The organism is Microbacterium sp. NPDC091676 (assembly GCF_044756645.1).
Lineage (GTDB): Bacteria > Actinomycetota > Actinomycetes > Actinomycetales > Microbacteriaceae > Microbacterium > Microbacterium paraoxydans_D.
Window position 1 is genome coordinate 1,700,409 of the sequence record NZ_JBIVTI010000001.1, and the last position, 25,665, is coordinate 1,726,073.

19 protein-coding genes are annotated in these 25,665 nt (G+C 72.4%); 4 read left to right on the top strand and 15 right to left on the bottom strand.

Annotation, left to right across the window (positions count from 1 at the left end; all coding sequences use genetic code 11):
* Nucleotides 1–34: 34 nt before the first annotated feature.
* The 6 genes from ACIQID_RS08405 to ACIQID_RS08430 form a co-directional block, all read right to left on the bottom strand.
* Nucleotides 35–1,399 (bottom strand): hypothetical protein, encoded by a 1,365-nt coding sequence (locus tag ACIQID_RS08405; protein ID WP_400283755.1) that lies wholly within the window; start codon nucleotides 1,397–1,399, stop codon nucleotides 35–37.
* A gap of 122 nt (nucleotides 1,400–1,521) precedes the next feature.
* The gene (locus ACIQID_RS08410; protein ID WP_400283758.1) at nucleotides 1,522–2,910 is read right to left on the bottom strand and encodes a hypothetical protein; all 1,389 of its coding nucleotides are present in this window, start codon (nucleotides 2,908–2,910) and stop codon (nucleotides 1,522–1,524) included.
* Nucleotides 2,907–4,103: a S8 family peptidase gene (locus ACIQID_RS08415; RefSeq protein ID WP_400283761.1), complete on the bottom strand. Its 1,197-nt coding sequence runs from the start codon at nucleotides 4,101–4,103 to the stop codon at nucleotides 2,907–2,909. The genes ACIQID_RS08410 and ACIQID_RS08415 overlap by 4 nt, the downstream gene beginning before the upstream one ends.
* A gap of 164 nt (nucleotides 4,104–4,267) precedes the next feature.
* Nucleotides 4,268–4,663, bottom strand: coding sequence for a hypothetical protein (locus ACIQID_RS08420; protein WP_312673863.1), 396 nt, complete (start codon nucleotides 4,661–4,663; stop codon nucleotides 4,268–4,270).
* 124 nt (nucleotides 4,664–4,787) lie between these two features.
* The gene (locus ACIQID_RS08425) at nucleotides 4,788–5,069 is read right to left on the bottom strand and encodes a WXG100 family type VII secretion target (protein ID WP_136052373.1); all 282 of its coding nucleotides are present in this window, start codon (nucleotides 5,067–5,069) and stop codon (nucleotides 4,788–4,790) included.
* Between the two features lie 41 nt (nucleotides 5,070–5,110).
* Complete coding sequence (locus tag ACIQID_RS08430) at nucleotides 5,111–5,425, bottom strand: WXG100 family type VII secretion target (RefSeq protein ID WP_025104644.1); 315 nt, start codon at nucleotides 5,423–5,425, stop codon at nucleotides 5,111–5,113.
* A 323-nt stretch (nucleotides 5,426–5,748) separates the two neighbouring features.
* On the opposite strand from ACIQID_RS08430, the gene eccD reads away from it, so the two are divergent.
* Genes eccD through ACIQID_RS08450 form a run of 4 tightly spaced genes read left to right on the top strand, consistent with a single transcriptional unit; the run spans nucleotide 5,749 to nucleotide 10,235 of the window.
* Nucleotides 5,749–7,083 carry a type VII secretion integral membrane protein EccD gene (eccD, locus tag ACIQID_RS08435; RefSeq protein WP_060923226.1) on the top strand — a complete coding sequence of 445 codons (1,335 nt, stop codon included), beginning with the start codon at nucleotides 5,749–5,751 and terminating at the stop codon, nucleotides 7,081–7,083.
* A gap of 3 nt (nucleotides 7,084–7,086) precedes the next feature.
* On the top strand, nucleotides 7,087–8,442 hold the full coding sequence (gene eccB, locus ACIQID_RS08440; protein ID WP_400283766.1) for a type VII secretion protein EccB: 1,356 nt from the start codon (nucleotides 7,087–7,089) through the stop codon (nucleotides 8,440–8,442).
* Nucleotides 8,442–9,752, top strand: coding sequence for a S8 family serine peptidase (locus tag ACIQID_RS08445; protein WP_400283769.1), 1,311 nt, complete (start codon nucleotides 8,442–8,444; stop codon nucleotides 9,750–9,752). The genes eccB and ACIQID_RS08445 overlap by 1 nt, the downstream gene beginning before the upstream one ends.
* Nucleotides 9,753–9,767: 15 nt before the next feature.
* Nucleotides 9,768–10,235, top strand: coding sequence for a hypothetical protein (locus ACIQID_RS08450; protein WP_400283772.1), 468 nt, complete (start codon nucleotides 9,768–9,770; stop codon nucleotides 10,233–10,235).
* Between the two features lie 6 nt (nucleotides 10,236–10,241).
* Here ACIQID_RS08450 and ACIQID_RS08455 read toward each other — a convergent pair whose 3' ends face one another.
* From ACIQID_RS08455 to ACIQID_RS08495, 9 genes are read right to left on the bottom strand one after another with little or no spacing between them, the layout of a single operon-like run.
* Entirely contained in the window at nucleotides 10,242–10,703 is a 462-nt protein-coding gene (locus ACIQID_RS08455; RefSeq protein WP_400283775.1) for a hypothetical protein, read from the bottom strand.
* 58 nt (nucleotides 10,704–10,761) lie between these two features.
* Complete coding sequence (locus tag ACIQID_RS08460) at nucleotides 10,762–11,358, bottom strand: hypothetical protein (protein WP_400283778.1); 597 nt, start codon at nucleotides 11,356–11,358, stop codon at nucleotides 10,762–10,764.
* Nucleotides 11,355–12,182: a protein phosphatase 2C domain-containing protein gene (locus ACIQID_RS08465; protein WP_312673877.1), complete on the bottom strand. Its 828-nt coding sequence runs from the start codon at nucleotides 12,180–12,182 to the stop codon at nucleotides 11,355–11,357. Before ACIQID_RS08465 ends, ACIQID_RS08460 begins: the two co-directional genes overlap by 4 nt.
* Nucleotides 12,179–13,681 carry a DUF5684 domain-containing protein gene (locus ACIQID_RS08470; RefSeq protein ID WP_400283781.1) on the bottom strand — a complete coding sequence of 501 codons (1,503 nt, stop codon included), beginning with the start codon at nucleotides 13,679–13,681 and terminating at the stop codon, nucleotides 12,179–12,181. The genes ACIQID_RS08465 and ACIQID_RS08470 overlap by 4 nt, the downstream gene beginning before the upstream one ends.
* A complete protein-coding gene (locus tag ACIQID_RS08475) occupies nucleotides 13,678–16,221 on the bottom strand; it encodes a transglutaminase-like domain-containing protein (protein ID WP_400283784.1) in 2,544 nt (847 codons plus the stop codon). Before ACIQID_RS08475 ends, ACIQID_RS08470 begins: the two co-directional genes overlap by 4 nt.
* Nucleotides 16,218–17,588, bottom strand: coding sequence for a DUF58 domain-containing protein (locus tag ACIQID_RS08480; RefSeq protein WP_312673882.1), 1,371 nt, complete (start codon nucleotides 17,586–17,588; stop codon nucleotides 16,218–16,220). Before ACIQID_RS08480 ends, ACIQID_RS08475 begins: the two co-directional genes overlap by 4 nt.
* Nucleotides 17,585–18,574 (bottom strand): MoxR family ATPase, encoded by a 990-nt coding sequence (locus ACIQID_RS08485; protein WP_268777672.1) that lies wholly within the window; start codon nucleotides 18,572–18,574, stop codon nucleotides 17,585–17,587. The genes ACIQID_RS08480 and ACIQID_RS08485 overlap by 4 nt, the downstream gene beginning before the upstream one ends.
* 34 nt (nucleotides 18,575–18,608) lie before the next feature.
* Complete coding sequence (locus ACIQID_RS08490; RefSeq protein ID WP_400283788.1) at nucleotides 18,609–24,527, bottom strand: Ig-like domain-containing protein; 5,919 nt, start codon at nucleotides 24,525–24,527, stop codon at nucleotides 18,609–18,611.
* Nucleotides 24,527–25,648: a serine/threonine-protein kinase gene (locus tag ACIQID_RS08495; RefSeq protein WP_312673887.1), complete on the bottom strand. Its 1,122-nt coding sequence runs from the start codon at nucleotides 25,646–25,648 to the stop codon at nucleotides 24,527–24,529. The genes ACIQID_RS08490 and ACIQID_RS08495 overlap by 1 nt, the downstream gene beginning before the upstream one ends.
* Nucleotides 25,649–25,665 lie beyond the last annotated feature (17 nt).

Here is a 25,665-nt window from a genome sequence, read left to right on the forward strand (position 1 = left end):
CCGCTCGGCCAGGACTGTGATGGGCCGTTCCCGCTCATCCGGCCATCATTCCACGAACCAGGGAGAGCGCATTCGCGTACAGCAGCGCCGACGGCAGGGCGAGCGCGACGGCCAGCCATTCGAACGCGTCTCCGACCCGCGACCACACCAGCGACTTCGCGCCCTTGGACACCGGGATGACGACGGCCACCGCCGCCAACCCGACGAGGAACAGCAGGGCCGCTCCGAGCACGTGGAACCCGCTCCCGAGGGCCGCCGCGACCTGGATGCCGGCGACGAGGCAGACCACCGCGGCCGCGGCGCGAGGGAACCACCGGAGAAGGCGCGAGGTGGTGTGCCGCGGCGTGAGCAGCAGGGCGAGCGCGAGGCAGCAGAGCAGGGCGATCCCGCCGGAGACCACGAACGCGTCGTCGGGCCAGGGCCGCAGGAACGCGACCGGAGCCATCACCGCGGCCACGATGCTGAGCACGGCCGTGCCCGCGATGAGCCGCGCGGAGGAATCGTCGACGACCGCGGTGATGCGCTCCGGACGCAGCAGCCCGACCGAGTCGGGGATGGCTCCGCGCACGGTCCACCGGCTGGTCATGAAGTGCTTGTAGTCGATGAAGTAGCCCTCGGGCAGGTTGACGAGGCTGCTCGGGAGGGCACGCAGGCCCAGCGGCACGAGGCCGAGCGAGAGGGCGGCCGCCTCCGCCTCCCCCCACCGCAGCAGCAGGGCGAGGCCCCAGACGGCCGCGAGGCCCACGAGCAGCACCGTCGCCGTCCCGGCCGCGGCGCGCATCGGCCGAGCCCTGGCCGTGACGGCGATGATCGCGGTGGTGATGCCGGCCGCGAGGAACCCGGTGGCGGTCGACAGGTGCGACGCGTCCTCCAGCCCGGCCGGGATGAGGAGAGCGCCGGCCGCGAACGACAGCAGCACGGGCGCGAGCACCCCGAGGATGCCGCGCACTCCCGCCGCGGAGTCGCGTCGCGCCCAGGCGACGGCGCCGCCGACCGCACCTGCGGCGACGAGGAGGGCGACGAGCAGCCGGATCAGAGGATCGACGGTGCCCTGGGCGAAGACCGCGACGAGCAGCATCCCGCTCACGGCCAGCAGCCACCACCGTGCGCCGTGGTCGACGCGCGTCGGGCCCGTCGCCTTCTCCACCGGGCGCGCCGGCGGAGCCAGAGCCGTACGGTCGATGAGCGCGTAGAGGCCGCCGTCGACGAGGTCTTCGCACTCGGTGTCGCCGGGGATCTCGTATCCCCCGGGGCCGATCGTGACGAACCGGTCCGCGTCCGGGATCCCGCTCAGGGTGAGGGCGTCCTCCAGCGTCTCGTCGAGCGGCAGGGAGAGGTCGATGCGACGGTCTTCGCTCTGGAGGACGATCCGACGCCGCTCTACGATCTCGACTGACACACCTGCACCCTATCCACTGCGCACGACTCTCGCCGCGGGGCACCGCCGCCGGCGTTCCCGGGGTTCACGATGCCCCCGCGTCGACCCTCGTACCGCGCCTTCTCGAACCGGAGCGGCGTCATTCAGTCGGTGGGTTCGTCGCGGGATCCGGCGCGAGCACCCTTGGCGCGGGGGCCGGCTTCCTCGTCGTCCTCCAGCTTCGGGGCGATAGGACCGCCGAGGCCCGAACGCTTCGCCTTCTCCTCCTCGTCGGCGCCACCGGCGCCGCCCATCATGCCCATGCCCGGTCGGCCACCGGCTCCTGCCGCGCCGGAAGACCCGGTGCCCGCGGCACCCGCGCCACCGACGCCGCCCGTGCCGGCCATACCGCCGGGGCCGCCTGCTCCACCGATGCCGCCGACACCGCCGACGGCGGAGTTGCCGAGCAGACCGCCACCGGCCTTGAGCCCGGCACCGGCGCCCGGGCCCAGGCCCGCACCACCGAGTCCGCCCATGCTGCCGAAGCCGGCGATCTTCGAGCTCGCTGCGATCGCCGCCGCACCGGCGCCACCGCCCACGATGCCGCCGAGTCCTCCACCACCGCCGGGGAAGACGCCGCCCGGAAGGGCACCGCCGGGAAGCGAGCCGGAGCCGCCGGGACCACCGGAACCGCCGGGAAGGCCGCCACCGGGCCCGCCCGGAAGCAGGCCGCCGCCGGGAGAGTCGATCGAGGGATCATCGCCGCCCGCACCGGGAGGGGTCGGCTCCCAGCCGCCGCCGGGAGGGGTGGGCTCCCAGCCGCCGCCGGGAGGGGTCGGCTCCCAGCCACCAGGGTTCACCCCGCCGATCTGTCCCCCGCCAGGGGAGGCAGGCGGACTCACGCTTCCCGGATGGCCTCCGCCACCCGGGCTGGAGCCACCGGGAGAGCTTCCGCCCCCGGGATAGGAGATGTGCGGAGCGGTGACATCCGTGCCCGGGTCCACCGGCTTCTGCGGCGGTGCGGGAACCGCGACCCGTGGGTCGAACTCCGACAGTGTCGCGGACGCGGCCGTGAGCGACTTCGCGGACGGCGCGAGGGCCGACTCGATCTGCTGCACGATGCGCTTCGCCTCTTCCTCACGCTTGTTGCCGAGGAAGCCGCCGATCACATCGAGTGCCTTGTCCGCGGCGAGCGGGCCGAGAACGGGGTGCACGACGACGGAACCGACCTTGGCGGCGTTCGCCCAGAACGGGTCGACCCTGGTCGACGGAAGCTCCGTCGATGCCGCGTTGCGACGGTAGGTGTTCGCGTTCTCGATCGTCGTGGTGAGCTGTCCGACGTAAGTTTCGAGGATGCGGAAGTTCTCCTGCAGCTTCCCCAGCGACTCTCGTGCGGCTTCGAAAGAGCTGCCCTTCCACGCCGACGAATCCAGCACGGTGCCCAGCGCACCGACGAGGGAGTTGAGCGCCGTCTGCAGGGAAGCGGCTTTCGGGATGCGCCAGTCCTCGAGTCCGCGAATGCGATTGAGCTCGGCTTCGTACGGTCCAGTCATCGGTCTCCCCCTTGTTGCGTCTTCTGTCGTCGTGATGAGCTCGTCAGCACCACGGCGAGTACCACTCCGCCGATGACGAGGATGGCGAGCACAGCCCCACCGCCGATCAGCAGCGGTACGAGATCCGTCCCCGCGGTACCCGCATCATCGCCCGCCTCACTCGTCGGCTGCGGAGAAGCGCTCGCGGCGAGCAGTGCGGCTTCCTCGTCCACGTTGGCCTGCTGGGGAACAGCGTTCTCATCGTCGGCGTCCCAGAGCGGGTTCACATCCGGGTACTTCGTCGGATCGACAGCCAGCATGCCGGAGAGCGAAATCGCCCCGTACCCGCCGCTGTTGTTCCACTCCGGTTCGTGCTCGCCCTTCGTCCCCGTGTTGTGGATCATGCTCTGGATGAGCTGATTGGACGTCGCCTCCGGGTACTTCTGCTTCACGACCGCCAGGAAGCCCGCCGCGATCGGCGTCGCCAATGAGGTCCCCGAACGCAGTTGCTGCGCGTCCCACGAGTCCGCGGTGCCCTGCGCGATGATCTCCAGCCCCGGAGACGCCACCTTCACGTCCTCACTCAGATTCGGCGAGGGCTCGGCGAGCACCGGATCGTACGTCGAGTACTGGATCTTGCCGTCGGGGCCGAACGCCTGCACGGCGACGACACCGTTGTAGCTCGAAGGCCAGTCACCGACCCCGCCCACATTCGGCAGCGAACCCAACACCACGACTCCGGCCGCATGAGCCTTCGCCACCGAATCCGCGGCGTCGACCAACCCGCCCAGCGAGACCGAGATGATATCCGCACCGTCGTCCACCGCCGCCGAGATCGCCTTTGCCAGGCCGGAGGGGCGGCGCATTCCCTCATCGCTCAGATCGTCATTGATCAGCTCGCCGTTCTCCTGCAGGCAGGTGGACTCGACGTCGTTCCCCTCCGGCGCGCTGGTGGTGATCATCGAGTTGTAATAGAGCACCGTCGCGCCCGGCGCCACACCCTTGATGGGGGTGCCGCCGACCGCCTCTCCCGTGCCCAGGATCATCGAGGCGACGTTCGTGCCGTGATTCGCCGCGACGTAGTCCGAGGAGATCGCGTCATACCGCTTTCCCGACTCGTCGAAACAGAACGACTCCTCCCGCACCTGGAGGTCAGCGCCCCGCAGACCGGGAGCGTCCGGATTCACCTGGGTGTCGATCACGGCGATCGTCACTCCGGAACCGTCGAGGCCGGCGTCCTGTGCGGCCTGCACCTTGCCCCGGTTGAAATACCACAGCCCGCCCTCGGACGCATCCGATGCTGTCGCCGGCACGGCGACCGCGACGCTCATCGCGACCACGCCGATCGCGGCAGCGACCAGGTGTCGTCCGCGTTTCATCAGTAGTCCATCTCCTCGGGCTCATCCGTCGAGGTCTCCGAGGTCTGCGCCCCTGCGGGCGTCGGCTGGGGCGTCGTCGGAGCCTGCTCCACGGCGGAATCCAACAAGGAGAGGATGAGCTTCGCTTCGTCGGCGATCGCTGCATCCTGTTCCGCGATGGCCATGACCGCGAGACGCATGGCTTCATTGGCGTCGTTCAGCGCGACGATCGAGTTCTGTGTCGCCTTGCCCATGCCGTCAGCGACGCTCCTCACGGCGTCGCGATACACTGCGGTCGCTTCCGACACGCCACCTTCCGAGACGGCAACCTCGGATGCAGCAGGAAGCTGCTGCATGTCCCGCTGAATGCGCTTGATCTCAGCGAGTATCTGATCAAGGTCGATTCCGATGGTCATCGACGCCCCCTCTTCTTTCCTCCGGCGATCCCGTCACGCCTGCTGTACCGTCCGGTAGCTCACCGAAAAGCACAGCAGACGGCGCGGGCCCGACGCATCGCTGCGTCAGACCCGCGCCCCGGGTTCACGCGCCGAAGCGCCCCGCAGCCGACTTGTCGGTCTGCACGTACTGACCCGAGATCTCCTCGGTCTTCCCGGCGATCTGCGTGAGCAGCTGCTGCATCTCGCTCAGCGAGCGGTTCCACTTGGCCTGCGCCTGGTCGTAGGCCTGCTGCGCGGCACCATCCCACGCCGCACGCAGCTTGCCGACCTCGGACTCGAGGCGGTCCAGCTCGGAACGAATACCCTGCGACCCGCTGCGGATCTGCGCCGCGAGAGCGTTGACCTGCTCCGGGCGAACGGACATCGACTGCATCATGTTCTCCTTGAAATCTCTGCGGACTGCGCTCAGGCGCCCATCATCGAGCCGAGGCCCGCGATGGTCTGCTGGTGGGATTCTTCGGTCGCGGCCTGGTCGCGCTCGGTGCCGGCGAGGGCATCTTCGAGCGTCACGAGGACCTCGTTGAGCTGACGAGCCTGCTCGTCCCACCGCGACATCAGCGTGGTGAACGATGCGGCAGCCGCACCCGTCCAGAACCCGCGCAGCTGCTCGATCTCACCGCGGACCTTCTTGGTCTGCTGATCGATCCCGGACTTCGTCTCCCGCACGGCCTGGGCTCCGCGACGCAGAGCCCCCTCTTCTGCGGAGATGACATCAGCCATTACTCACTCCCTCCGGTCCCCATGAGGACACACGCGGGGGAGCGCCTTCCCGATACGGGACGACTTCGGAACAACCCCCGACAATCTGTTTCCGCACATAGGCTAAAGCAGGTCGGTGCCCATTTCCAACGGCCTGGACAGATCCGTATCGAAATTTCTACGGTCGATCGATGAATGGCCTGAAGCAGGCCCGAGCCGCCTCAGCCGCAGCCCGCGCGTGCGCAACGGATAGGATCTGGCCTGTCAACTAGAGTGAGTCCGGGCCGGACCCCCGCAACGCCTGCGGCGGGAGAGCATCGCACACGTGGGGGGACACCACCGATATGAGCCAGAGCGGCACCGTGGCAGGAACCGTGCTGCGGATCTCCGTGGTCAGCGACGACCGCAGGCTCGACGTGGGGGTGCCATCGCAGGTCCCCCTGGTCGAGATCATCCCCGGCTTCGCCCGGAGTCTCGGCGTGCTGGACCCGACCCTCACGCACGGCGGATACGCGCTGCAGCGGGCGGACGGCACGCCCCTCGACCCCGCTCGTGGCGCTGCGGCCCAGGGCGTGCACGACGGCGAGCTGCTGACCCTGGTGCGCGGCGGGCTCATGCGCGAGCCGCGCATCTACGACGATGTCGTGGAAGCCGTGATCGACGCGACGGCCGAGCAGCACAACTCCTGGACCCCCGCGGACAGCTCCCGCACCGCCCTCTTCGTCAGCCTCACCTTCCTCGCCCTGTGCGCCGTGCTCCTCGTCGCGACGCCGCCGACGTCTCTGCTCCCGGCGATCATCGCGGGATCGGGCGCGGTCGTGCTCAGCGTCGCCGCCGCGGTGCTGATGCGGCTGCGACAGCCCGAGGCCGGTCATGCGCTCGGACTCACCGCCGCGGCGTACGGCGGGCTCGCGGGCTACCTCGCGGTCCCCGCGCAGAGCATCTGGGGCTGGCCCCTCGCGGCTCTCGGGCTCGGACTCGTCGTCGTCGGAGGCCTCAGCCTGGCCGTCACCCAGGACAAGCCCGAGATCCACCTCGTGCCCATCGCCCTCGGCGCCTCGATCGGGATCACGGCCACGGCGGCCGCGGTCTTCGGCGATCCGCTCGCCTCGTACGCGCTGATGCTCGCGACCACGGCGCTGCTCGCGAACGGCATCCCCTGGCTGGCTCTGAGCTCCACCCGCATCCGGGTGATCTCGCCGCAGAGCGACGCCGACATGTTCTCCGCGCCTCAGCCCATCGATGCCGAGGAGGTGAAGCGTCGCGCCGCGGCCGGCACCCGCACGCTGATCGCTCTGCGCGCCGCCCTCGGCCTCGCCGCCCTCATCGCGACCCCGCTCGTCGCCGCCAGCGGCGTCACGGGCGCCGTGCTGTGCGTGCTCGCCTTCGTCGGCATGATGTTCCAGTCGCGGCAGATGCACGCCCGGCTCGGGGTGCTCGTGCTGATGGCGATCGGGGCGATCGGCCTCGCCGCGACCGGTGTGACCGTCGCCCTCGCCCTCCCCGACGTGCGCACCTGGATGCTGCTCATCCTCGTGGTCGCCACCGTGGTGCTCATCGGGCTCACGCTGCTCACGCCGAAGGCCCGCCTCCGCCTCACGCGGCTCGGCGACACGGTCGAGGTCGTCGCGCTCGCCCTCCTGCTCCCGCTCGGGGTCATCACGGCGGGGCTCGTCTGACCGATGGCGACCAAGAAGGACCTGATCGAGGCCCAGGGCTTCAGCCGACGACGTCTCCTCTCCGCCTTCACCGGCGGCGCCCCCGGCGGCAAGGAGCTCGAACCCGCCAAGCCGCTGCGCGCCGTCATCGCGGGCATCGCCCTCACCGTCGGCGTGATCCTCGTCGGCGTGTTCTGGGGCATCATGCAGCCGGGCCTCCCCGGCGACTGGCAGAACAACCGCCTCATCGTCGCCACCGACACGGGCGCCCGCTACGTCTCGGTCGAGGGGACGCTCTACCCCGTCATCAACACCGCCAGCGCCCGCCTGCTCATCCCCGCCGGCGAGTTCAAGGTCGTGCGCACGGATCAGGCCGCCCTCGACGGCATCCCGGTCGGCGGTTCGATCGGCATCCTCGGTGCCCCTGACGACCTGCCCACCCCGAGCGCCCTCATCAACACGGCATGGACGGCTTGTGTCGACGACGCCACCGGGACGGCCGTCTCGCTGTCGGGGACGCCGATCGCGGAGCCGTCGGCGGGTACCGGCGCGGTGGTGCAGCGCGGCGACGAGCTCTTCGTGATCGCCGACGGCCTCCGCTACGCCGTCCCCGCCGACGACGCCAACGCGGTGCTGCGCGCGGTCGGCCTCGGCACCAGCGACGTCATCGAGGTGGACGGACGCTGGCTCAACCTCTTCGAGAGCGGCGCCGACCTCGAGCCGATCCGTCTGAACGCCGTCGGCGCCCGGGTGCCGGGGACCGACCTGACGGCGGGCACGATCGTGCACGTGCAGGGCAGCCCCGCGGACGAGCGCTACGTGGCCCTCGCGACCGGAGAGCTCGCGCGCCTCAGCCCGCTCGCGTACCAGCTCTACCTGCTCGGCAGCGCGCAGGAGGCCGGCGCGGACGAGGAAGAGGTGTCGCCGGCGGAGGTGGCCGACGTTCCCACCGTGCCGAACGCCGGTGGCGACGACTGGCCCACGCTTCCGCTGACGCCGCTCGCCTCCGGCGAGACCCCGTGCGCGGTCCTGGGCGACGACGCCCGCACCGTCCTCGGGTCCACGAGCACCGAGCTGCCGGAGGACCGCGACCGTGTCGCCGTCACGGTCGGCGGTGGCGCGCTCGTGCAGACGAGCGGCCCGTCGGACGACGCGGTGGGCATGGCCGTGCTCGTCGACGAGTCCGGTACCGCGTACGCCATCCCGGGCGCCGTGCCGGACGAGTCGGCGGAGGACGCCGCCAGCGGACCGCTCGCTCAGCTCGGTTACACCCCCGGCGACGTCGGGCGGGTGCCGAGCGCGTGGATCGATTTCTTCGCCGCCGGGCCGGCGCTGACCACCGAGGCCGCGAGAGAGTCGCCCGGCTCCGGGGACGAGTGATGCGCCGCCGTGCCGCTCTCGCCACCCTCGTGGTGGGTGCTGCCGTGTGGGGGACGCCGGCCGCCGCGGTGGCCGCGCCGGCTGCTCCCACGACCATCGTGTCGATGGCGACCGGCGCCTGCGAGCCCGGCACCGTGGTGTTCGCTCCGGAGGCGCCGTCGGCACTCGCGGCCCTCGGGGCGGAGGATGCGAACCGTCTCGCCACCGGGAAGGGCGTCGTCGTGGCGGTCGTCGACTCCGGGATCGACGCCGGCAATCCGCACCTCGCCGGCGTCGTCGTCGGCGGCGTGAACCTCGTCGGCGACGGGGAACGCACTGACGGCCTGAGCGATCTGACCGGGCACGGCACCGCCATCGCCGGGCAGATCGCGGCGCAGCCCGTCTCCGGCTCCGGCGTGGTGGGGCTCGCCCCCGACGCGCGCCTGCTGTCGGTGCGCGCGTTCCGCAGCGATTCGCCGCAGGACATCGACAAGGGGTGGGGCCCGAGCGCCCAGCGCCTCGCCGACGGCATCAACTGGGCGGCGGACAACGGCGCGGACATCATCAACGTCTCGTCGTCACAGGAGACGGACTCGCCTGCGCTGCGCGGAGCGGTGGAGCACGCGGCTGCCGTCGGGGCGCTCGTCGTCGCCAGCGGCGGCAACAGGGCCTCCGACCCCGAGGCCGAAGACGGAGCCCGATATCCCGCCGCCTACGAGCAGGCCCTCGGCGTCAGCGCGGCCGATGCGGACGGCCTCGCGACCGACAGCTCGATCCACGGTCCGCAGGTCGGAGTCACGGCCCCCGGCGCGAACGTGCTCACCGCGGCGACGGGCGGCGGCGACTGCCTGTTCGCCTCCGATGCCCCGGCATCGAGCTACGCGACGGGCTACGTGAGCGCGGCGGCGGCCCTGGTCGCCCAGGCGCACCCGGACGATCCTCCGGCGGGGTGGGCGTATCGACTGACGGCCACGGCGCTCCGCGCGGATGCCGACAACCGCGACGACGTCAACGGCTGGGGGTTCATCCGGCCGTCCGCCGCCATCCAGCTCCTCCCCGACCCCACCACCCGCGGGCCGGTCAGCCCCTTCTTCGACACCGCGGAGAGCGCGGTGCGGCCCCCGGTCGTGAGCGTCGAGCCCGACCACGGGGTGCCGCCGTTCGTCCTCACCCGCGAGGTGGCCCTGATCGCCGCGATCGCCGGGGCGAGCCTGCTCGGGGTCCTCGGCATCCTCATCGTCCTCCGGCGGCGCCGGGAGACCCCCGCCGAGGGGGCGGTCGAGGTCGAACGACAGGGCGGCCTCCTCGACCGCCCCGAACCCGAGGCCTGAGGGAGCGGACAGACGATGATCACCACGGGTCCCTCCCCCGTCGATGGCGTGCGCAGGGCCGCGCGGCGGCGCGGCGTCCTCGCGATCCTCCTCGGCGTCATGAGCGTGGTCGGGCTGCTGGTGACCCTGGATCTGTGGACGCAGACCGTGGCTCCCGGGATGCTCTCCCTGCCGAGCAACATCCTCCTCACGGCCGGCTTCGGCGCGGCCGCCGCGCGATCCTTCGCCCTCGCTCGCCGCGGCGGGCACACGGAGCGCAGCGCGGCCACCGATCGGCTCCTCGCCCTCGCCGGTCTGATCGTGGTCTTCGCCCTGGTCTTCTCGGCGCTGACCGCCGTGGGCGCCGAAGGGTGGCTCGGACTCCTCCTCTACGCCGTCGTGCTGTCCGCCGCGCTCGAGACGCTGCTGCTCCTCACGTGGAAAGCGCGCCCGCTCGCGGGAGACCTCCGCTCCCACCGGCCGATCGGGGAACGACGGCGCTGAGCCGACTCAGCGGCCTGCGGCTGCCGCCTGTCGCGCCCTGACGACCGCACCCACGAGCACCGCACCGGTGACCATGACCCCACCCGCCAACGGCAGCAGGAGCAGCCCGACGGCCGCGCTCTGCTGGTTCTGAACGACCTGACCGGAGACGAACGCCCCCATGCTGCCCAGCACACCGACGAAGAGCGCCGCCGCGACGAGCCAGAGCAGCGGGGTCATCGCGGTGAGCCTCGTCGACGGCTCCCGGACGAACCGGAAGGCGAAGCCGGCGAAGAGGAACGACACCGCTGCGACGACCAGAGCCACCAGACCCGCGAAGAGGAATCCCGGATCGGTCCACGCCGCGACGAGCGAGGGAATCGCGACGATCGTCGTCAGAGCACCGAGCACGAGGGCGAACACGCCGGCGACACGGGGCCTGCGCGACGTGCTGCTCGTCGTCGCCGACCGCTTCACACCCTGATCCATCCGTCCGTCCCCTCTCCCGACGTCCCACCCTAGCGAGGACCGCACGGCGCCTGCCTCCTCAGCCGAAGACGACGAAGCCGAGCGCGACGAGCCCGACGACCGACACGACGCCCGCCCCGACGGTCCCGGCGAGGGTGACGACGCTCCACCGCCGCGCCTGCTTGGCGACGGACGGCAGCCCGGGCTCCACCACCCGCGTGGGCGCGGCCGCCCCGACGACGACGGGCGGAGCGACGGGAGTGCGCGGAGCCGGACGGGGCTTGTAGATCGCGGGAGCCGGTGCGCCGTCCGGGGCGGCGAAGGAGTCGACGCGGAAGCGCGGTCCGGCGGCCTGGGGTGCGGTGCCGTCGCCCCCTGCGGCGGCACCCTTCTTCCGCCGCAGGCGCCGAGCCGGACGCGCGACCGCCACGGTGGCGTCCTCGGGGGCGTCGGCCGCCGGAGGGGCGGAGCGGTCGACGACCACGGTGGCGTCGTCGACGGCCTCCTCCGCCGGAGATGCGGAGCGATCGACGACCACGGTGGCGTCGTCGACGGCCTCCTCCGCGTCGTCGGGCGCGACCTCCGCGACCGGAGCCGCGGCATCGGAAGCCGCGTCCGCGCGCCGGCGGTCCCGGCGCGTCAGGATGACGGTCTCCTCGGCCTCGTCGTCGCTCATCGCGCCCGCACCGGGACCGTCGTGCCCTCGAGCATCGAATCGGTGACCGCGGACACGGCGGCCCGTCCGCCCGTGGCGTCGTCGGGACGCGTGCGTGCGCCGCCGGAGACGACGTCGATCACCAGGACGGAGACGTTGTCGCGCCCTCCGCCCTGCAGGGCGCGGCGCACGAGGGCCGCCGCCGCGGTCTCCGGGCGGCCGTTCATGGTCAGGGTCGCGCGGATGGCCTCATCGCTCACCTCGCCGGTGAGTCCGTCGGAGCACAGCAGCAGCCGCTCGCCGTCGACGACGGGGAGCAGCCAGCTGTCCGCGGTGCTGTCCGGAGCCCCGACCGCGCGCGTGATGACGTTGCGGCGCGAGAACGAGGCCAGGTCCTCGGGGCGGAGCTCACCGGCATCGACGAGCTCCTGTCCGAGGGAGTGGTCGATGGTGAGCTGCGCCAGCTCGGTACCGTGGTGCCGGTAGACCCGGGAGTCCCCCACGTTGAAGACGAGCCAGTGCGGCGCACCCTCGTGATCCACGAGGGCCACACCCGTCACGGTGCTGCCCGCACCGCGCGTGTGCGCGGCGGCGATGTCCTCGACCACCGCTGCGGCACGGCTCAGCGCGTCGCTGATGTCGCCGACGTCGACCGCCCGCCCGCGCAACGGCTCGAAGGCGGCGACGACGGCCGCGCTGGCGCGGTCACCGGCGTCGTGCCCTCCCATGCCGTCGGCGACGAGGAACACCGGGCGCGCGTCGAGCACCGCGTCCTCGTTGGCCGTCCGCGTGAGCCCGGTGTCGGTCAGCGCGGCGACCCGGAGGACGACGGATTCCACGGTCACGAATCGCGCTCCGCGACGACGTGCATGCCCACTTCGCCCAGGATGAACCGGCCGGTGCCGACCACGCTCTCCCCGGCGTCCAGGAGCGTCTCGGAGCCGTCGTCGGCCACCACGACGACGCCGTTGGTCGCGTGCAGGTCGGTCAGACGCCACTCGTCCTCCTGCACCACCAGGCGGGCGTGCGTCTTCGAGAGCGTACGGGTGGTGTCCGGGATGGCCAGCCGCTGCTCGCCCGGCTCCCCGGTGGGGTTCCGGCCGATCACGACGCTCGCGCCGGACAGCGAGAACCGACGGCCGTCGTCCAGCACGAGGACCCGCCGCACCCCGCGCTTGCGGGCGACGACCACCGTGGCATCGAGGTCGTCGTCGGTCGGGCGCGGCGTGACCACGGTCTTGTCGACATCGGCGACGAGGCCTTCGGGCGCAGCGGGGACAGGTACCGGCGCGCTCTGCCCTGCCGCGGGGGCATCGGCCGGAGACGGGACGGGGCGGATCGTCGGCATCGGCGGGGCCTCGGTCTGACCGCCGTCGCGGAACGACGGCGGCACCGGGCGCACCACACGATTCGCGTCCGTCGTCGGCGCGGGGGCCGGGGCCTCCTCCGCCGGCGGGGCGACCGGCGCGGGCGCGGGCTGCGGAGCGGCCGGCGGCACGTCGCCCATCGCGGCCATGATGCCCGTCGGCGGCTGCGCCGGAACCGAGGGCTGCGGCGACACCGCGGCGGCCGGGGCCGCGGCGGGCGGGAGGACGGGAGCCGGCGGGACGGGCACCGTCGGCGGCACGGGCGGGGCCGGCGCGGCGGCGGAAGACGGCGCCGGCGGTGCCGGCGGTGCGAACGTGGGAGACGGCGCCGGAGGCGCGGACGACGGGGTCGGCGCGGGAGCGGCGGGCGGAGCGAACGACCGCGGGGCCGCCGGCTCGGCGGGCGGCGCGCTCGGGGCGGGAACCACCGCGGGCGGCGCAGCGTAGTCGGGGAAGATCAGGGACGGCGTCTCCGGCGATCCGGTCCCGGCCGGGGCGAGGGAGGGGATCGTGTACCCCGACGCATCGCGCGCCGGAGCCGTCGCCGGCGGAGCGCTGCGGCGCGGACCGGGCTGGAGCGCCGCGAGACGATCCCCCTCCGGATAGGGCGCCGGCCCCCAGGCGAGGACGGTCGCCCAGACCGGCGGCAGCAGGATGGCGAGCACGGTCATGCCCGCGCCCCGCCCGAAGCGCCGGTTGATCCGGTGCGTCGCGACGACCTTGAGGTAGATCCCGTAGAGCTGGACGATCGGGATGAAGTAGAACACCACCGACCAGGCGGGCACTCCCCCGCGCGCGAGGATCTCGGCCTCGTTGAGGACGGGCACCCAGCCCTTCCACCCCTCCCCGTCGATCCGGGGGAACAGGCGCGACAGCGCGAGGGCGTACCAGACGTAGACGGCCAGGCCGACGAGCAGGCCGAGTCCGACGATGACGGCGAGCATCGTGGCCAGACCGGAGTCCGCGGGCGCGGTCATGAGTCCCCCTTCTTCCGGTCATCCAGTGAACCGGTCCATCCGAGCGTACCGAGCATGGGTCGTGCACCGAAGCCGGGGAGGCGCAGCGACCGCGTCCTGGCCACGAACGAGGTCGGCCGGATGCGGGCACGCAGGCGCTGCCACCGTGTCCCCGTCTTCGCGAGCTCCGCCCGCTCCGCGTCCACGAGGGCCCACGCGGCCGCCGCGTCCTCGGGAGTCGGCGGGTGCTCGGCGAACACGGCACGGTCCACGAGGGCGGCGAGGCGTTGCGCGGCCGCGCGACCGCTCGACTGCGCGCGCTGCGTCCGGGTGCCCTGCCCGGACATGGGCACGTCGTGATCGGCGTAGACGTCGGCGAGCTCCTCCCAGGCGCCCGCCAGACGGACTTCGGGATCCGCGGCCGTGCGGCGCGCGCGTGCGCGTCGGCTCTTCGCGACCAGGAGCACGAGGAAAGGCAGGGCGAGGAGCAGCAGGGCGAGGAGGCCGAGGCCGACTCCCCGGAGGATCGGCAGCAGGACGGCGAGGACCTCCGACGCCGGCTCCTCGAGCGGCGGCGCGTCGTTGTTCGCATCGCTCTGCGCCTGCGGCGGGTCCAGCGCCTCGGACCGCGGCTGCTCGGGGACGGTGGGATGCTCCGGCAGCTGCTCGCCCTCGGTGAGGGTGCTCGGCAGCATCGCGTACTGCGGCGTGGTGTCGACGGGGATCCACTCTCCCCCCGAGGTGCGCACCTCGACCCACGCGCTCATGTTCGCGCCGGTGCACACGTCGCCGCAGGCGGGGATCCCCGGGACCTCGTCCGCGCCGGCGAGGCGCGCGCCCATCACCACCCGGGACTCCAGCCCCCAATGCTGCGCGAGGAGGGCCGCGGCCACGGAGAACTGCTCGTCGTCGCCGACCGCCGACACGAGCATCTCCGGCTTCGCGTCGGCGCCCGCCCGCCGCTCCTGCTCGGTCAGCGCCGTGAAGAGCTCCTCGATGCGGGCGGCGGAGTGTCCGGCATAGCTGGGCGCGAAGGCATAGCCCTCGGACTGCTGCAGCGCGGCGATCCACCCGGCGGCGGCGTCGTCCTCCAGCAGCGCGTGGCTGAGATAACCGCGGGAGCGCAGGCGATCGATCACCTCGAGGTAGCCGGCGCCGGTCCGCGGCTGCTCCTGCATCTCGGCCCATTCGACGAGCGCCGGGTACCGATCGGTGTCGAGGGTCGAGCGGCCGCCCTGAAGCGCCGTGAGGTCACCGGGCTTCCCCGGCGCATCGATGAGCACGGTGTAGCGATCCCCGGGCACCAGCCCCTCCCCGCCGCCCGGCGCGTCGGCGACGGTGATCGCGGTGTCGCCGTCGGCGTTCACGTGGAAGCCGTCGGCGAGCGCGTCCGCCCGCTCCCCGGAGAAGGCGGGCGCCTCGGCGAGACCGGCAGGCGAGGGGACCCAGATCCCCCGGTAGCCCTCGCCGATCGTGATCTGCATCGTCACCCGACCGGAGCCGGGGAGGGCCGAACGGGGCAGCCGGCTGAAGCGGTCGTCGGCGTCGATGTGGAAGTCCTCGCCGTCGTAGGCGTCGAGGGTGACCAGACGGAGGCGATCCACGGCACCGGGATCGCCCTCCAGCTGCACGACCGGTGTGTCCAGCATGCCGCCGGCGAACCAGGCTCGATAGGAGCTGAGCGGACTCGGCTGCTCCTGCACCACCACCATCGGCTCGACCTCGTCGCGGAGCACGGAGCGGTCCGACCAGCCGGCCGCCGCGGGAGCGATCGCGAAGCCCGCGGCCAGGGCGATCACGGCCAGCCCCGCGGAGAGCAGGTGCCGGCGCACGGTGAGCCAGGCGGGGGTCGCACGGCGGGAGATGTTGGCCGCCGCCACGCTGCGCAGGGCGGCGGCGCGCTGCAGCCGCGTGCGTCCGACGAGCCAGACGAGGGAGACCACGAAGACGGCGACGCCGATCAGCCACTCCCGGGGGGCGGGGAGCTCGACCCCGGCCACCGACACCGGGGAGGACGTGCCGCTCACGCCGAAGGCGATGCCGAAGACGCTCATCGTCACGACCACGGGGACGGCGGCCACCGCCCGCCTGCCCCCGCTCCAGACGAGGAGCGTGGCCACGAACGAGCCGAACAGCATCACGACGAGGAAGGGGATGAGGACCGCCTGGTACTCACCCAGCGGCGGGTTCAGCGTGAGCATCTGCTTCCACCCGAGCACGACCCCGAGCACCGCGTCCCGCACGCCGCCGAGGAATGCGGGCACAGAGGTGAGCGCGGAGGGGATCGCCAGCGGCACCGCGACCACCAGGTACACCCCGACGGCGGCGAGCGCCCCGAGCAGAGTGCCCCAGCGCAGAACGCGCGCGACGACGGCGACGGCCATGCCGAGGAGGCCGCCGACGATCCCCACCGCGAGGGCTCGGGACGACTCGTAGACGGGCCAGGCGGCCGCTGTGGCGAGGAGCACGCCGACCAGCACGTATCCCAGCGACCAGAGGGTCAGGGCCGAGGGCAGGAGACCGCGACGGGGCCGCCCGCGCTTCGGTCCGGCCGCGTTCATCGCAGGGCTCCTCGGGCGAGCATCTGCGGGAGGTCGCCGAGCGCCCCGAGGGTCATCACCGCGAGCTCCCTGGCCGTCCGCATCGTCGGCTGCGCACCGAGCTCGCTGCGCACCGCCACGGCCTCCACGGCCGCCGGGAGCTTCACCGCCGCGTGCCGCAGACGCTCGAGAGGCAGGAGCGAGCCGGTGAGGAGGAACCCGATCGAGAGGTCGGGGTACGACTGCGCCGTGAGAGCGGTGACGGCCTCGAGCCGCATCACCCGTGCCGCCTGATCGATCGTGGAGGTCGCGTCGAGGAGCGCCTTGGGGGTGACCGTGGGCAGCGTGCGGATCGACAGCACCTCGGCGCGGCCGTGCTCCGGGATCTCGTTGCTCACCGAGAAGAGCACGTCCCTGCCGTCCCGCACGCCCTGCAACGCCAGGGACGCGGCGGCGCTGACCGTGTTCTCGAACTCGTCGTCGCTCGCGTAGGACTCGGGGTCGAGGTCGAGGATGACGGCGATGCGCGCGTGCCGTGACTCCTCGTACTGCCGCACCATGAGGGTGCCCGTCTTCGCCGTCGACTTCCAGTGGATGTGGCGCGGCGAGTCGCCGACGACGTACTCCCGCACGGCATGGAAGGAGAGGTCGGCGTCCACCAGGGTGGTGCTCGGCGTGCCCTCGAGGTCGCGGATCAGGCCCGCGCTGGTGCTGGGGAGCCGCACGGTCACCGGGTGCACATGGATGCGCTGCACGTCCGGCCAGCGGAGTTCTCGGCGGAGGATCCCGATGGGGTCGCCGCGGGTGATGGTCATGGGGCCGACGTCGATGACGCCGCGGCGGTGCGCGGCGATCGTCAGCTCTTCGCGGTGGTGCGCACCCGGTCGGAGCAGGGGCACGTGCGCCTCGACGAGGCCCTCCCCCACCGGCACGTCCACGACGCCGGGGAGCGAGAGGCGGTCGCCGGTGTTGCGGACGTCGAGCGTCGCACCGATCTCGGCACCCGCGACGACGCGGTCGCGGTCGAGCACGAGATCGATCCGGTAGTCATGGGCGCCGAGGATGAACGGCACGCAGGCCACCAGCAGCACGAGCGCGATCGTGGCGACCGCCCAGGCCTCCACCCAGCCGAACAGCAGCCCGGCGAGCACGCCGAGCACCACGGCCACGGCGACGAGCATGCCCGCCGTGGTGACCGTCTCACGGACCCAGCCGACCGTGGCCCTGCTCGCGCGCCGCACGGAGCGGACCACCCGACGCGCGCCGAAGACCGCACCGCGCACGGGACCGCGGCGCGTGCGGTCGTATCGCGTGACGGTGGACGTCCGCGTCGACGTGCTCGTGCCGGCGGTCGTCCGCGTCAGGCGGGATTCGGTGCTGAAGGTCACGCAGTGCCGTTCTCGCGCGGAGGCTCGACGTCGAGGAGGATCTGTCCGACCACGGCCACGGCCGTCACCCCGTCGAACTCGGCCTCCGGTTCGAGCACGAGACGGTGCGCGAGGGCGACGACGGCGAGCTCGCGCACGTCGTCGGGCGTCACGAACGTGCGCCCGTTCTTGGCCGCCCACGTCATCACCAGCCGCGACAGCGCCAGGGCCCCGCGCACACTGGCGCCGAGACGGACCTCGGACGCCCGCCGCGTGGCGTCGACGATGCGCATGATGTAGTCCGACACCAGCGGGTTCACGTAGACCCCGCGCGACATCTCCGCCATCGTCAGGATCGTGTCGGTGTCGACGATGCCGTCGAGCACCGTCTTCGGCCGGCCGGCGCCCTGCAGGATGCGCATCGTCGCCGCCTCGTCGGGGTAGCCGATCGAGGTCTTGATCATGAAGCGGTCGAGCTGCGCCTCCGGGAGCCGGTAGGTGCCGCCCTGCTCGATGGGGTTCTGCGTCGCCATCACGAGGAACGGGGAGCCGACGGACCGGGTGACGCCGTCGACCGTGACCGTGCCCTCCTCCATGACCTCGAGCAGCGCGGACTGGGTCTTCGGACTCGCCCGGTTGATCTCGTCGGCGAGCACGATGTTCGCGAAGACAGGACCCGCATGGAACTCGAACGTGCCCTCCTTCTGGTCGTAGACCGTGATGCCGGTCACATCTCCCGGAAGGAGGTCGGGCGTGAACTGGATGCGGCTGCTGGTCCCGTTGACCGTCTGGGCGACGGCGCGGGCGAGCGCCGTCTTGCCCGTCCCCGGATAGTCCTCCAGGAGGACGTGGCCGCCGCTGACGGCGGTGGCGAGGACCAGTTCAACCACGTGGCGCTTGCCGAGGATCGCCTGCTCGACGTTGCCGGTCAGGATCGAGAACGTCTCGGCGAACCAGGAGGCCTGCTCGGGAGCGAGGGTGACGGGGGCTGCTGCGGTGGCTGGCATAGGGAAAGAGTATTCGTGTCGGTGTGCTCGGCGTTCAGGGGCACAGGCCCGTGACGCGATGCGTGATGGGGTTCAGGGTGGCGAAGGCTCCGGTCCACGTGATCTTCACGTCGAAGGTGCCCGGGGTGTCGACCAGGGGCGTCGCCTCGAGGATGTACGAGCCGCGCGCAGCGGCGGACACCGTCACGACGTCGCCCTCGACGACGGGCATGCAGGGTTGGAACACGGCGTTGACGACGGTCGGTGCGGTCGTCGCGGTGATGGTGACCTCGCCGGAGCAGGAGTTGCTCTGGCTGGCATGGCAGGCGCGGGCGAGCACCTGGCCCGGTGACGAGTCCGGTGTGAGGGCGAAATCATCGCGCCACGATCCGTACATGTAGTACTTCGGCACGAAGCCGTTCTCCACGTCGATGCGCGGGGCCGAGGCCAGGCCGTAGTCGTAGTGGTTCCCGTCGCGCCGGGGTTCCTTCGCGACGGTGTAGGTCGTGTCGCCGCCGGGGCCGTCGACGAACGTGAAGGTGAAGACGGTCGCGGTGGACGACTCCGCCACCCCGTAGCCGTTCGAGGCGCAGGCCTTGACGGAGTACAGCTGGTACGGCCGCAGCCCCTGGAGGGAGGGGGACTCGGACTGCACCTCTCCGCCGGACACCGCGAGCGTGCCGTCACCGCGCGCGGTGCAGCTGACGTTGCCCGACCGCCACGCCACGTACACGACCTGGACGCCCTTGGCGCTGCCGTTGGCCTGCGCGGCGATGCCGGAGACGTTCACCGCCGTGTTCGAGACGACCGTCGCCTGTGTCGCCGCGGGGTCGAAGTACACCGAGCCGGCGACCGTCACCGAGGTGCGGAACCCGCCGCCCTCGTTGCCGCCGCCGGTCGGCGGCTGGAACTGGCTGATCGGGACGATCGTCAGCGTCTGCGCTCCCGGGGACAGCGCGATCTCGGCCGTGGTGGTCGCCCCCGAGCGGTTGATGACCTCGCCCGTCTCCTCGATCCGGAACGAGACGGCGTCGTCGGCGGCGTCGATCGACAGCCGGACCGCCCCGCGTCCCCGGTCGGAGACGCCCGGTCGGTACTCCGGCGTGGCCGTCGCGTTCGAGACGACGGGAGCGGCGTAGGCCCAGCTCGTGTGCGGCGACGTCGCGGCCGAGGTGCCGACGGCGTTGACGGCCGCGGCGGCGAACGTGTGCGGGGCGCCGTTCGTCAGCCCGTTGACCGTGCAGCGGTAGACGGCGCCGGCCGGGCTGCAGGACGCGTTCGCCGGGGCGCCGTCCTGGAGGATGGTCACACCGGAGACCGCGGGATGCGCGCGTCCCGCCTCGCCGAGCGGCACCTCCAGAGCGACGGTCGTGCGGGTGAAGCCGACCGTCGTGACGCTCGCCGGGGCCTGCGGGAATCCCTGGAGGTCGAGGGTCAGCGTGCCGGTGCCGGTGCGCCCCTGCGCATCCGACACGACGAACGGGATCACGCACTGTCCGCCGGGAGCCTGCCCGCCGCCGGGCCAGCTCGCCGTGATGGTCTTGGCGCCCGCCGTCGAGACCGAGGCGACGTCGCAGCGCGCGCCGGCCCCGAGCGACATGAGGCGCAGCCCCGATCCCGGCTTCCCGGCGAAGGGATCGTACTCCCCGGCGACGTCGACCACGTCGATCGAGCAGTTGGCGCTCGTGACGACGCACTGCTTGGTGAAGGTCGCTCCCCGCGGGGCGTCCGGCGGGGCCGCGCCGACGACGAGGCGGACGGAGGCCGACGGCTGTCCGTACTGCGGCACGGTGACGCTGACGTTCTCGGTGTTGCCCGGTCGCGCATCGGCGCGCGCCTCGATCGTCAGCTTCCCGCCGCTCTGCGTGACGAGGAACGCCGAGCCGGAGTAGACGATGCGGTACTCGAGGGAGGAGGCGTTGCCCTCCCGACCCCCTTCCCACGCGGCCATGTTGGCGTAGAGGTCGACGCTCTCCGTCGCCCCGGGGGCGATCGTGTGCGAGATCGAGGAGAGCAGCAGCTGCGGCTCGGACGGGCGGACGCTGATGGGCACGTCGAGGTACGACCACCGCTTCTGCCCCTCCAGGCGCACCGGGATCAGGCAGGTGTCCGACCACGGCGCCTCGCGGCCGGCCCGGTACTCCGCCTCGCGCGGACCGTCGGCGGTGCACGACGCGGCAGCCCGCTGCGCGGTGAACGATCCGGTGCCGATCTCGACCGCATCGGACGACGGGAGGTCGGCGTAGTCCTGCACGGGGAAGGAGACGGCCGCGTCCTCGTCCACGACGACCGGCGTCGCGCCGGGGACGAGCTGCACCTGCATGTCGTCGAACGCCGGGATGCGCAGGAACCCGTAGGCGACGACGTCGCGTCCGCCCGCCGCCGTGCCGGTGAGCTGGAAGGGCACCAGAGCGCCCTCCTTCGGCGCGGTGCCCACGATGCGGTTCCCCTGCACCGAGTAGCCCGGCTGCTCGCCCCACAGGCGGAGCCGCAGCGAGCCGACGTCGCCGGAGGGCCAGCGGACCCGGTCGGTCACGACGTCGATGCCGCGATCGGCGAGATCGTCGCGGTCGCGCGCGGTGAGCACCGTGTCGGCGATGACCGGCTGGTCGGCGACCGTGCCGTCGGTGACGGTCACCACGATGAGGCCCTGCGCCGTGCTTCCCGTACGCGACGACTTCACCGTGTAGAAGTACGAGTTGGTGCCGGCGGTCTCACCAGCCCGCAGCACGACCCGGCCGTCCTTCAGCGAGGTGTCCGAGTCGATCAGCGCGTTCAACCGGTCGTACAGCGGGTTCCCCTTGACGGGCGGCGCATTCGGCACGAGCTCGGTGATCTCGAGCTCGCTCTGCGCCGGGTCGAGGTCGTTCGAGCGCGGGTCCAGCACGACCGGCGTGCGGGAGCCCGCCTCGACGCGGACGTAGTCGCTGAAGGTCACCGGGGCGGCGTCGTCGACGTCCGCATCCAGGACTCCGATGCGCACGGCGGCGCTCCCCTCCTCGCCCTGCGGATCACGGACGCTGTAGCGGAACGAGACCTGGCCGCCGTCGACGCCTCCGGCCGGCGCGCGGTACACGATCGCCTCGCCGCTCGCCGAGATGGTGGCCGTGCCGCCGCCCTTCTTCGGCTGCTCGACGCCGGACAGCACCACGCGGTCGCCGTCGCCGTCCATCCCGGTCGTCGGCACCGGGATGGAGACCGTCTGGCCGCTCAGGACGCGGCCGGTGAGCGCGGTCGGGGTGGGGGCCCTGTTCGTGCCGGGCGGCACCACCGTGACCGTCACGACGCCGTCGTCCGACAGCGACGGATTGCGTTCGAGGGAGACGGAGTACGTCAGCCGGTACGTGCCGGGAGTCTTCGGCGCCAGATAGCGCAGCGCGTTGCGGTCGGCGAACACGAGTTCGTCCGGCTCGCCGGATCCGGTGACCTCGGGGAGCACGAGGAGCGGTTCCCCGCGCGGTGCGACATCGTTGGCCGCCACTTCGATGCGCGTGAGCGAACCGGCCCGCACGGTCACCGCGTCCGGGAAGACGATCGGCCGGGTGACCGTCGACGGCGGAGTGAGGAACACGCTGACGGTGCCCTGCACGGCCCCGCCCGCGCCGTCGGCGACCGTGACGGTGGCCTTGCCGATCAGGCCGGGCTCGCCGTCCTCCGTCGTGCCGTTGACCCGCAGGCTCTCGCTGCCGACCACGCGCACGTTGAGCTGGGGCGTCGAGCTCACGGCGTCGGACAGCAGCAGCACCCGTCCGCTGGTGTTCTGCACCGCGCGGAGCACGTCGACGGTCGTGTCCTCGCCCTCGCGGACGAACGCCGTCAACGGCGCCATCGCGAGCGCCGCGGAGCCGTCGACGGCGGTGATGCGGATGACCGCGGACTGCTCGGCCTGGGTCGTGACGTCCTGCGCCGTGTAGGTGACCACGTACTGGCCCGGCTCGGCGGCGGTCAGGTCGACGGTGCCCGAGGCGGCGTTCGGGGTGACCTCGAAGCCCTGCGCCGTCGCGGCGGTCTGCACGGCGTCCACGAGGCGGTACGAGCCCGACCCTCCGGACAGGTGATCGGAGATGCGGAGGGATTGCCGCTCGCCCACGCGCGCGGTCACCGCGACCGCCGACGCCTGCAGCGCCGGACTGCCGCTGACCTGGACCTCGATGGTCTTCTCCGCGGTCGCCCCGTGCACGTCCTGCACCACGACCGTGATCGAGATCACGGCATCCGCCGCGTTGGGATCGGTGTGCCGGATCGCGACCCGGCCGTCGGCCATCGGGGCGACCATCACCGGAGCCGAGGAGTCCGTCTCGTAGGCGTCGCTCAGGATGAACGCGTCGCCTTCGGGGTCGACCCATCCGGAGAGCGCCGAGACGATGGTGCTCCCGCCGGCGAGGATCTGCGGCGTGGGCCATTCCTGGGTACAGGCGTCGACGCCGCACCACACCGGGGCGGAGTTGACCCCGGGATCGACCACCGTCAGGGTCACGGTCGCCGGGGGCGACACGGCGGCGCCGTCCGTCACGGCATACGTGAAACTCGTCTGCCCGGAGCCGGCCTTCACGTTCACGACGAGGGACTGGCCGTTCGCCACGAGGGACAGATCCCCGAAGTCGGGGTCGCTCAGCCCGGAGGCGACCGAGTCCGGGTCGATCGTGAGCACGTCCTTCTTGTTCGGATCGTGATCGTTGAAGAGAACGGGGAGGATGACCTGCTCCCCGGTCCGCACGCCGAACGCGTCGTCGACGGCGACCGGCGGGAGCTGCTCCGCCACGTCCTCGACGACGATCGTGCCTTCCTGCTGCTCCGTGTCGTCTTCGATCTTCCACTGCTCGAGCGGGATCAGCACGCCCTCCGGAGCCGTCCAGATGAGCCCGGTGCCCTTCTCGACCAGCACCGCGCGATCGCCGTTGCCCTGGAAGACCGGGTCGATGGCGGCCGCGTCGAGCGTCTCGTCCGGAACCTGCAGCGGGGTGGTCTCCCCTGCGCTCCAGAGGGTTCCGCCGCCGCTGTCGAGCCACGCCGCGTAGGTCTCCCCGCGGACCGTGACCGGTGCGGCGGGGACGCCGGAGGCCTCGGCCACCCGGTCGGCCTCCCCGGACGCGAGGTCCACGGAGACGAGACCGTCCGAGTCGGCGACGAGCACCGCGTCGCCCTCGGCGGCACCGCGCTGCAGGCGTGCGTCCTCGGCGACGTCGAGGGTGACCGCCGCATCGCGCCCGGAGAGCCACAGCGCGCCCGAGCTCGGCTGCAGCATCGCCCAGCGCTCGCCGACGACCGCGATCGCCAGCCCCTCGCCCGCCTCCGGCGCCTCGGCCACGGGGGACTCGTCCCCGAGGAACCGGTGCTCGTCGACGTCGAAGCGGCGCACGGCCCCCTCGTCCGCCGAGTAGAGCACGAGCAGCCCGTCCGGCGACAGCCCGATCGCGTCGGCGGTGTACGTCGGAGGGTCCTCCCCCTCTTCGACCTCGACCTCCGCGAAGGGATCGACGAGGGCCGTGCCCGCTCCGGCCGCGAGGGTCGACACCGACACCTGGCCGGTGTCGGTGCGGTAGGCCCCGTAGGCGCCGGCGGAGAGCACGTCGCGCGTCCCGGCGGGCGTGGGCTGCGAGGCGAGCGGCGTCCCCTCGTCCGCGCTGTCCGAGAGCAGATCGGCCGGGCTCGCGGGATCGATGTCCCAGCGCTGCCGGTTCCCCTGCGCGAACAGCACGGTGCTGGAGCCGCTCTGCCAGACCGCCTCGGGGTCGTCGACGTCGCGGACCGTGTCGATCTCGGCGAGCTCGGTGTTGACGCGTGCGTACTGCCCGCTGTCGCGCATGACCCAGACGGAGGGCTCGAGTCGCGGCACCTCCTGGGACTGGTACCCCTGTGCCGTCACCGCGAGCGCCACGACGACCACGAGCGCGAGGATCCCCGAGACCAGCGCGATCAGCCGCCCCCGAGAAGGGCTCGCGACCTCCGCCCTGGCACGGTTCCCCGCTGCCATCAGAGGACCCCGGTGAGGAACAGTGCAGCGGTCCCGAGCCCCGCGATGACGGCGGCTCCGATCACCGCCCCGACGATGCCGACGACCAGCGGCGACCTGCTGCGACCACGGGGGCCCGCGGGGATGTCGTCGCGCTCCCGGGGGGCGGCCTGGGCCTGAGCGGCGCGGGCGGCCCGTCGCGAGTCCGGGGCGACCGTCGTGATGACCGGTCCGCGGACGGCGGTATCCGAGAAGTTCACCGGAGCAGCCGCCGCCCACTCCGCCGACGCCGCCTCGAACGCGGTCGGCGAGATGCCGAGCTCGTACTGCGCCCAGCGCAGCTTCTCCGCGAACTCCGCCATGCTCGCCGGCCGCTTCGCGGGGTCGCGGTGCATGGCGCTCGCGAAGATGTCGTCGATGATCGGCGGGATGCCGGGAACGGGCACCGCGGTGTAGCGCGCCTTGATGATCCGGTCGGTGAGCTGATCGCGCGAGTTCGAGCCGCGGTCGGCGCGTTCGAACGGACTGCGGCCGGCGAGCAGCGTGTACAGCGTCGCGCCGAGGCTCCAGACCTCGCTGGGGATGGATCCGGACACGCGCTCCTGCAGCACCTCGGGGGAGCTCCAGGGCACGGACATCGCGATGGTCTCGCCCTCGCCCTCCTCGATGACGGCGGCCGCGATGCCGAAGTCGGCCAGCACGGGCGCGCCGAGCGAGTTGATGAGCACGTTCGACGGCTTGATGTCGCGGTGCAGCAGACCGGCTCGGTGCACGGTCTCCAGAGCGCCGGCCATGCGCACGCCGATGTCGAGCACCTCCGCGAGCGGGAGCGGGGCCTTCTTGTAGCGCGCGCTCATCGTGTCGGGGCAGTACTCCATCGCGAAGTACGGCCGCCCGTCCGCCGAGATGGACGCCTGGTAGATGGTGACGATCGACGGGTGGGCGCTCAGCCGCGCGGAGATGTCGGCTTCCACGTTGAAGGTCTGCAGCACCTCGGGGTTCACGGCATCCGCGAGCAGGACCTTGACGGCGACGACGCGGCGCGGCATGTCCTGTTCGTAGAGGAACACATCGGCGAAGCCGCCGGACCCGAGCGGACGCACGTAGCTGTACCCCGCCAGCGTCGGCGGTGTCGCTGCCATGCGCGTTGCCACTCCTG

Excerpts from the sequence above, each read along its gene's own strand:
- ACIQID_RS08410 (WP_400283758.1), bottom strand. The coding sequence starts at position 2,910 with ATGACTGGACCGTACGAAGCCGAGCTCAATCGCATTCGCGGACTCGAG.
- ACIQID_RS08420 (WP_312673863.1), bottom strand. The coding sequence starts at position 4,663 with ATGACCATCGGAATCGACCTTGATCAGATACTCGCTGAGATCAAGCGC.
- ACIQID_RS08425 (WP_136052373.1), bottom strand. The coding sequence starts at position 5,069 with ATGTCCGTTCGCCCGGAGCAGGTCAACGCTCTCGCGGCGCAGATCCGC.
- ACIQID_RS08430 (WP_025104644.1), bottom strand. The coding sequence starts at position 5,425 with ATGGCTGATGTCATCTCCGCAGAAGAGGGGGCTCTGCGTCGCGGAGCC.
- eccD (WP_060923226.1), top strand. The coding sequence starts at position 5,749 with ATGAGCCAGAGCGGCACCGTGGCAGGAACCGTGCTGCGGATCTCCGTG.
- eccB (WP_400283766.1), top strand. The coding sequence starts at position 7,087 with ATGGCGACCAAGAAGGACCTGATCGAGGCCCAGGGCTTCAGCCGACGA.
- ACIQID_RS08445 (WP_400283769.1), top strand. The coding sequence starts at position 8,442 with ATGCGCCGCCGTGCCGCTCTCGCCACCCTCGTGGTGGGTGCTGCCGTG.
- ACIQID_RS08450 (WP_400283772.1), top strand. The coding sequence starts at position 9,768 with ATGATCACCACGGGTCCCTCCCCCGTCGATGGCGTGCGCAGGGCCGCG.
- ACIQID_RS08455 (WP_400283775.1), bottom strand. The coding sequence starts at position 10,703 with ATGGATCAGGGTGTGAAGCGGTCGGCGACGACGAGCAGCACGTCGCGC.
- ACIQID_RS08460 (WP_400283778.1), bottom strand. The coding sequence starts at position 11,358 with ATGAGCGACGACGAGGCCGAGGAGACCGTCATCCTGACGCGCCGGGAC.
- ACIQID_RS08470 (WP_400283781.1), bottom strand. The coding sequence starts at position 13,681 with ATGACCGCGCCCGCGGACTCCGGTCTGGCCACGATGCTCGCCGTCATC.
- ACIQID_RS08475 (WP_400283784.1), bottom strand. The coding sequence starts at position 16,221 with ATGAACGCGGCCGGACCGAAGCGCGGGCGGCCCCGTCGCGGTCTCCTG.
- ACIQID_RS08485 (WP_268777672.1), bottom strand. The coding sequence starts at position 18,574 with ATGCCAGCCACCGCAGCAGCCCCCGTCACCCTCGCTCCCGAGCAGGCC.
- ACIQID_RS08490 (WP_400283788.1), bottom strand. The coding sequence starts at position 24,527 with ATGGCAGCGGGGAACCGTGCCAGGGCGGAGGTCGCGAGCCCTTCTCGG.
- ACIQID_RS08495 (WP_312673887.1), bottom strand. The coding sequence starts at position 25,648 with ATGGCAGCGACACCGCCGACGCTGGCGGGGTACAGCTACGTGCGTCCG.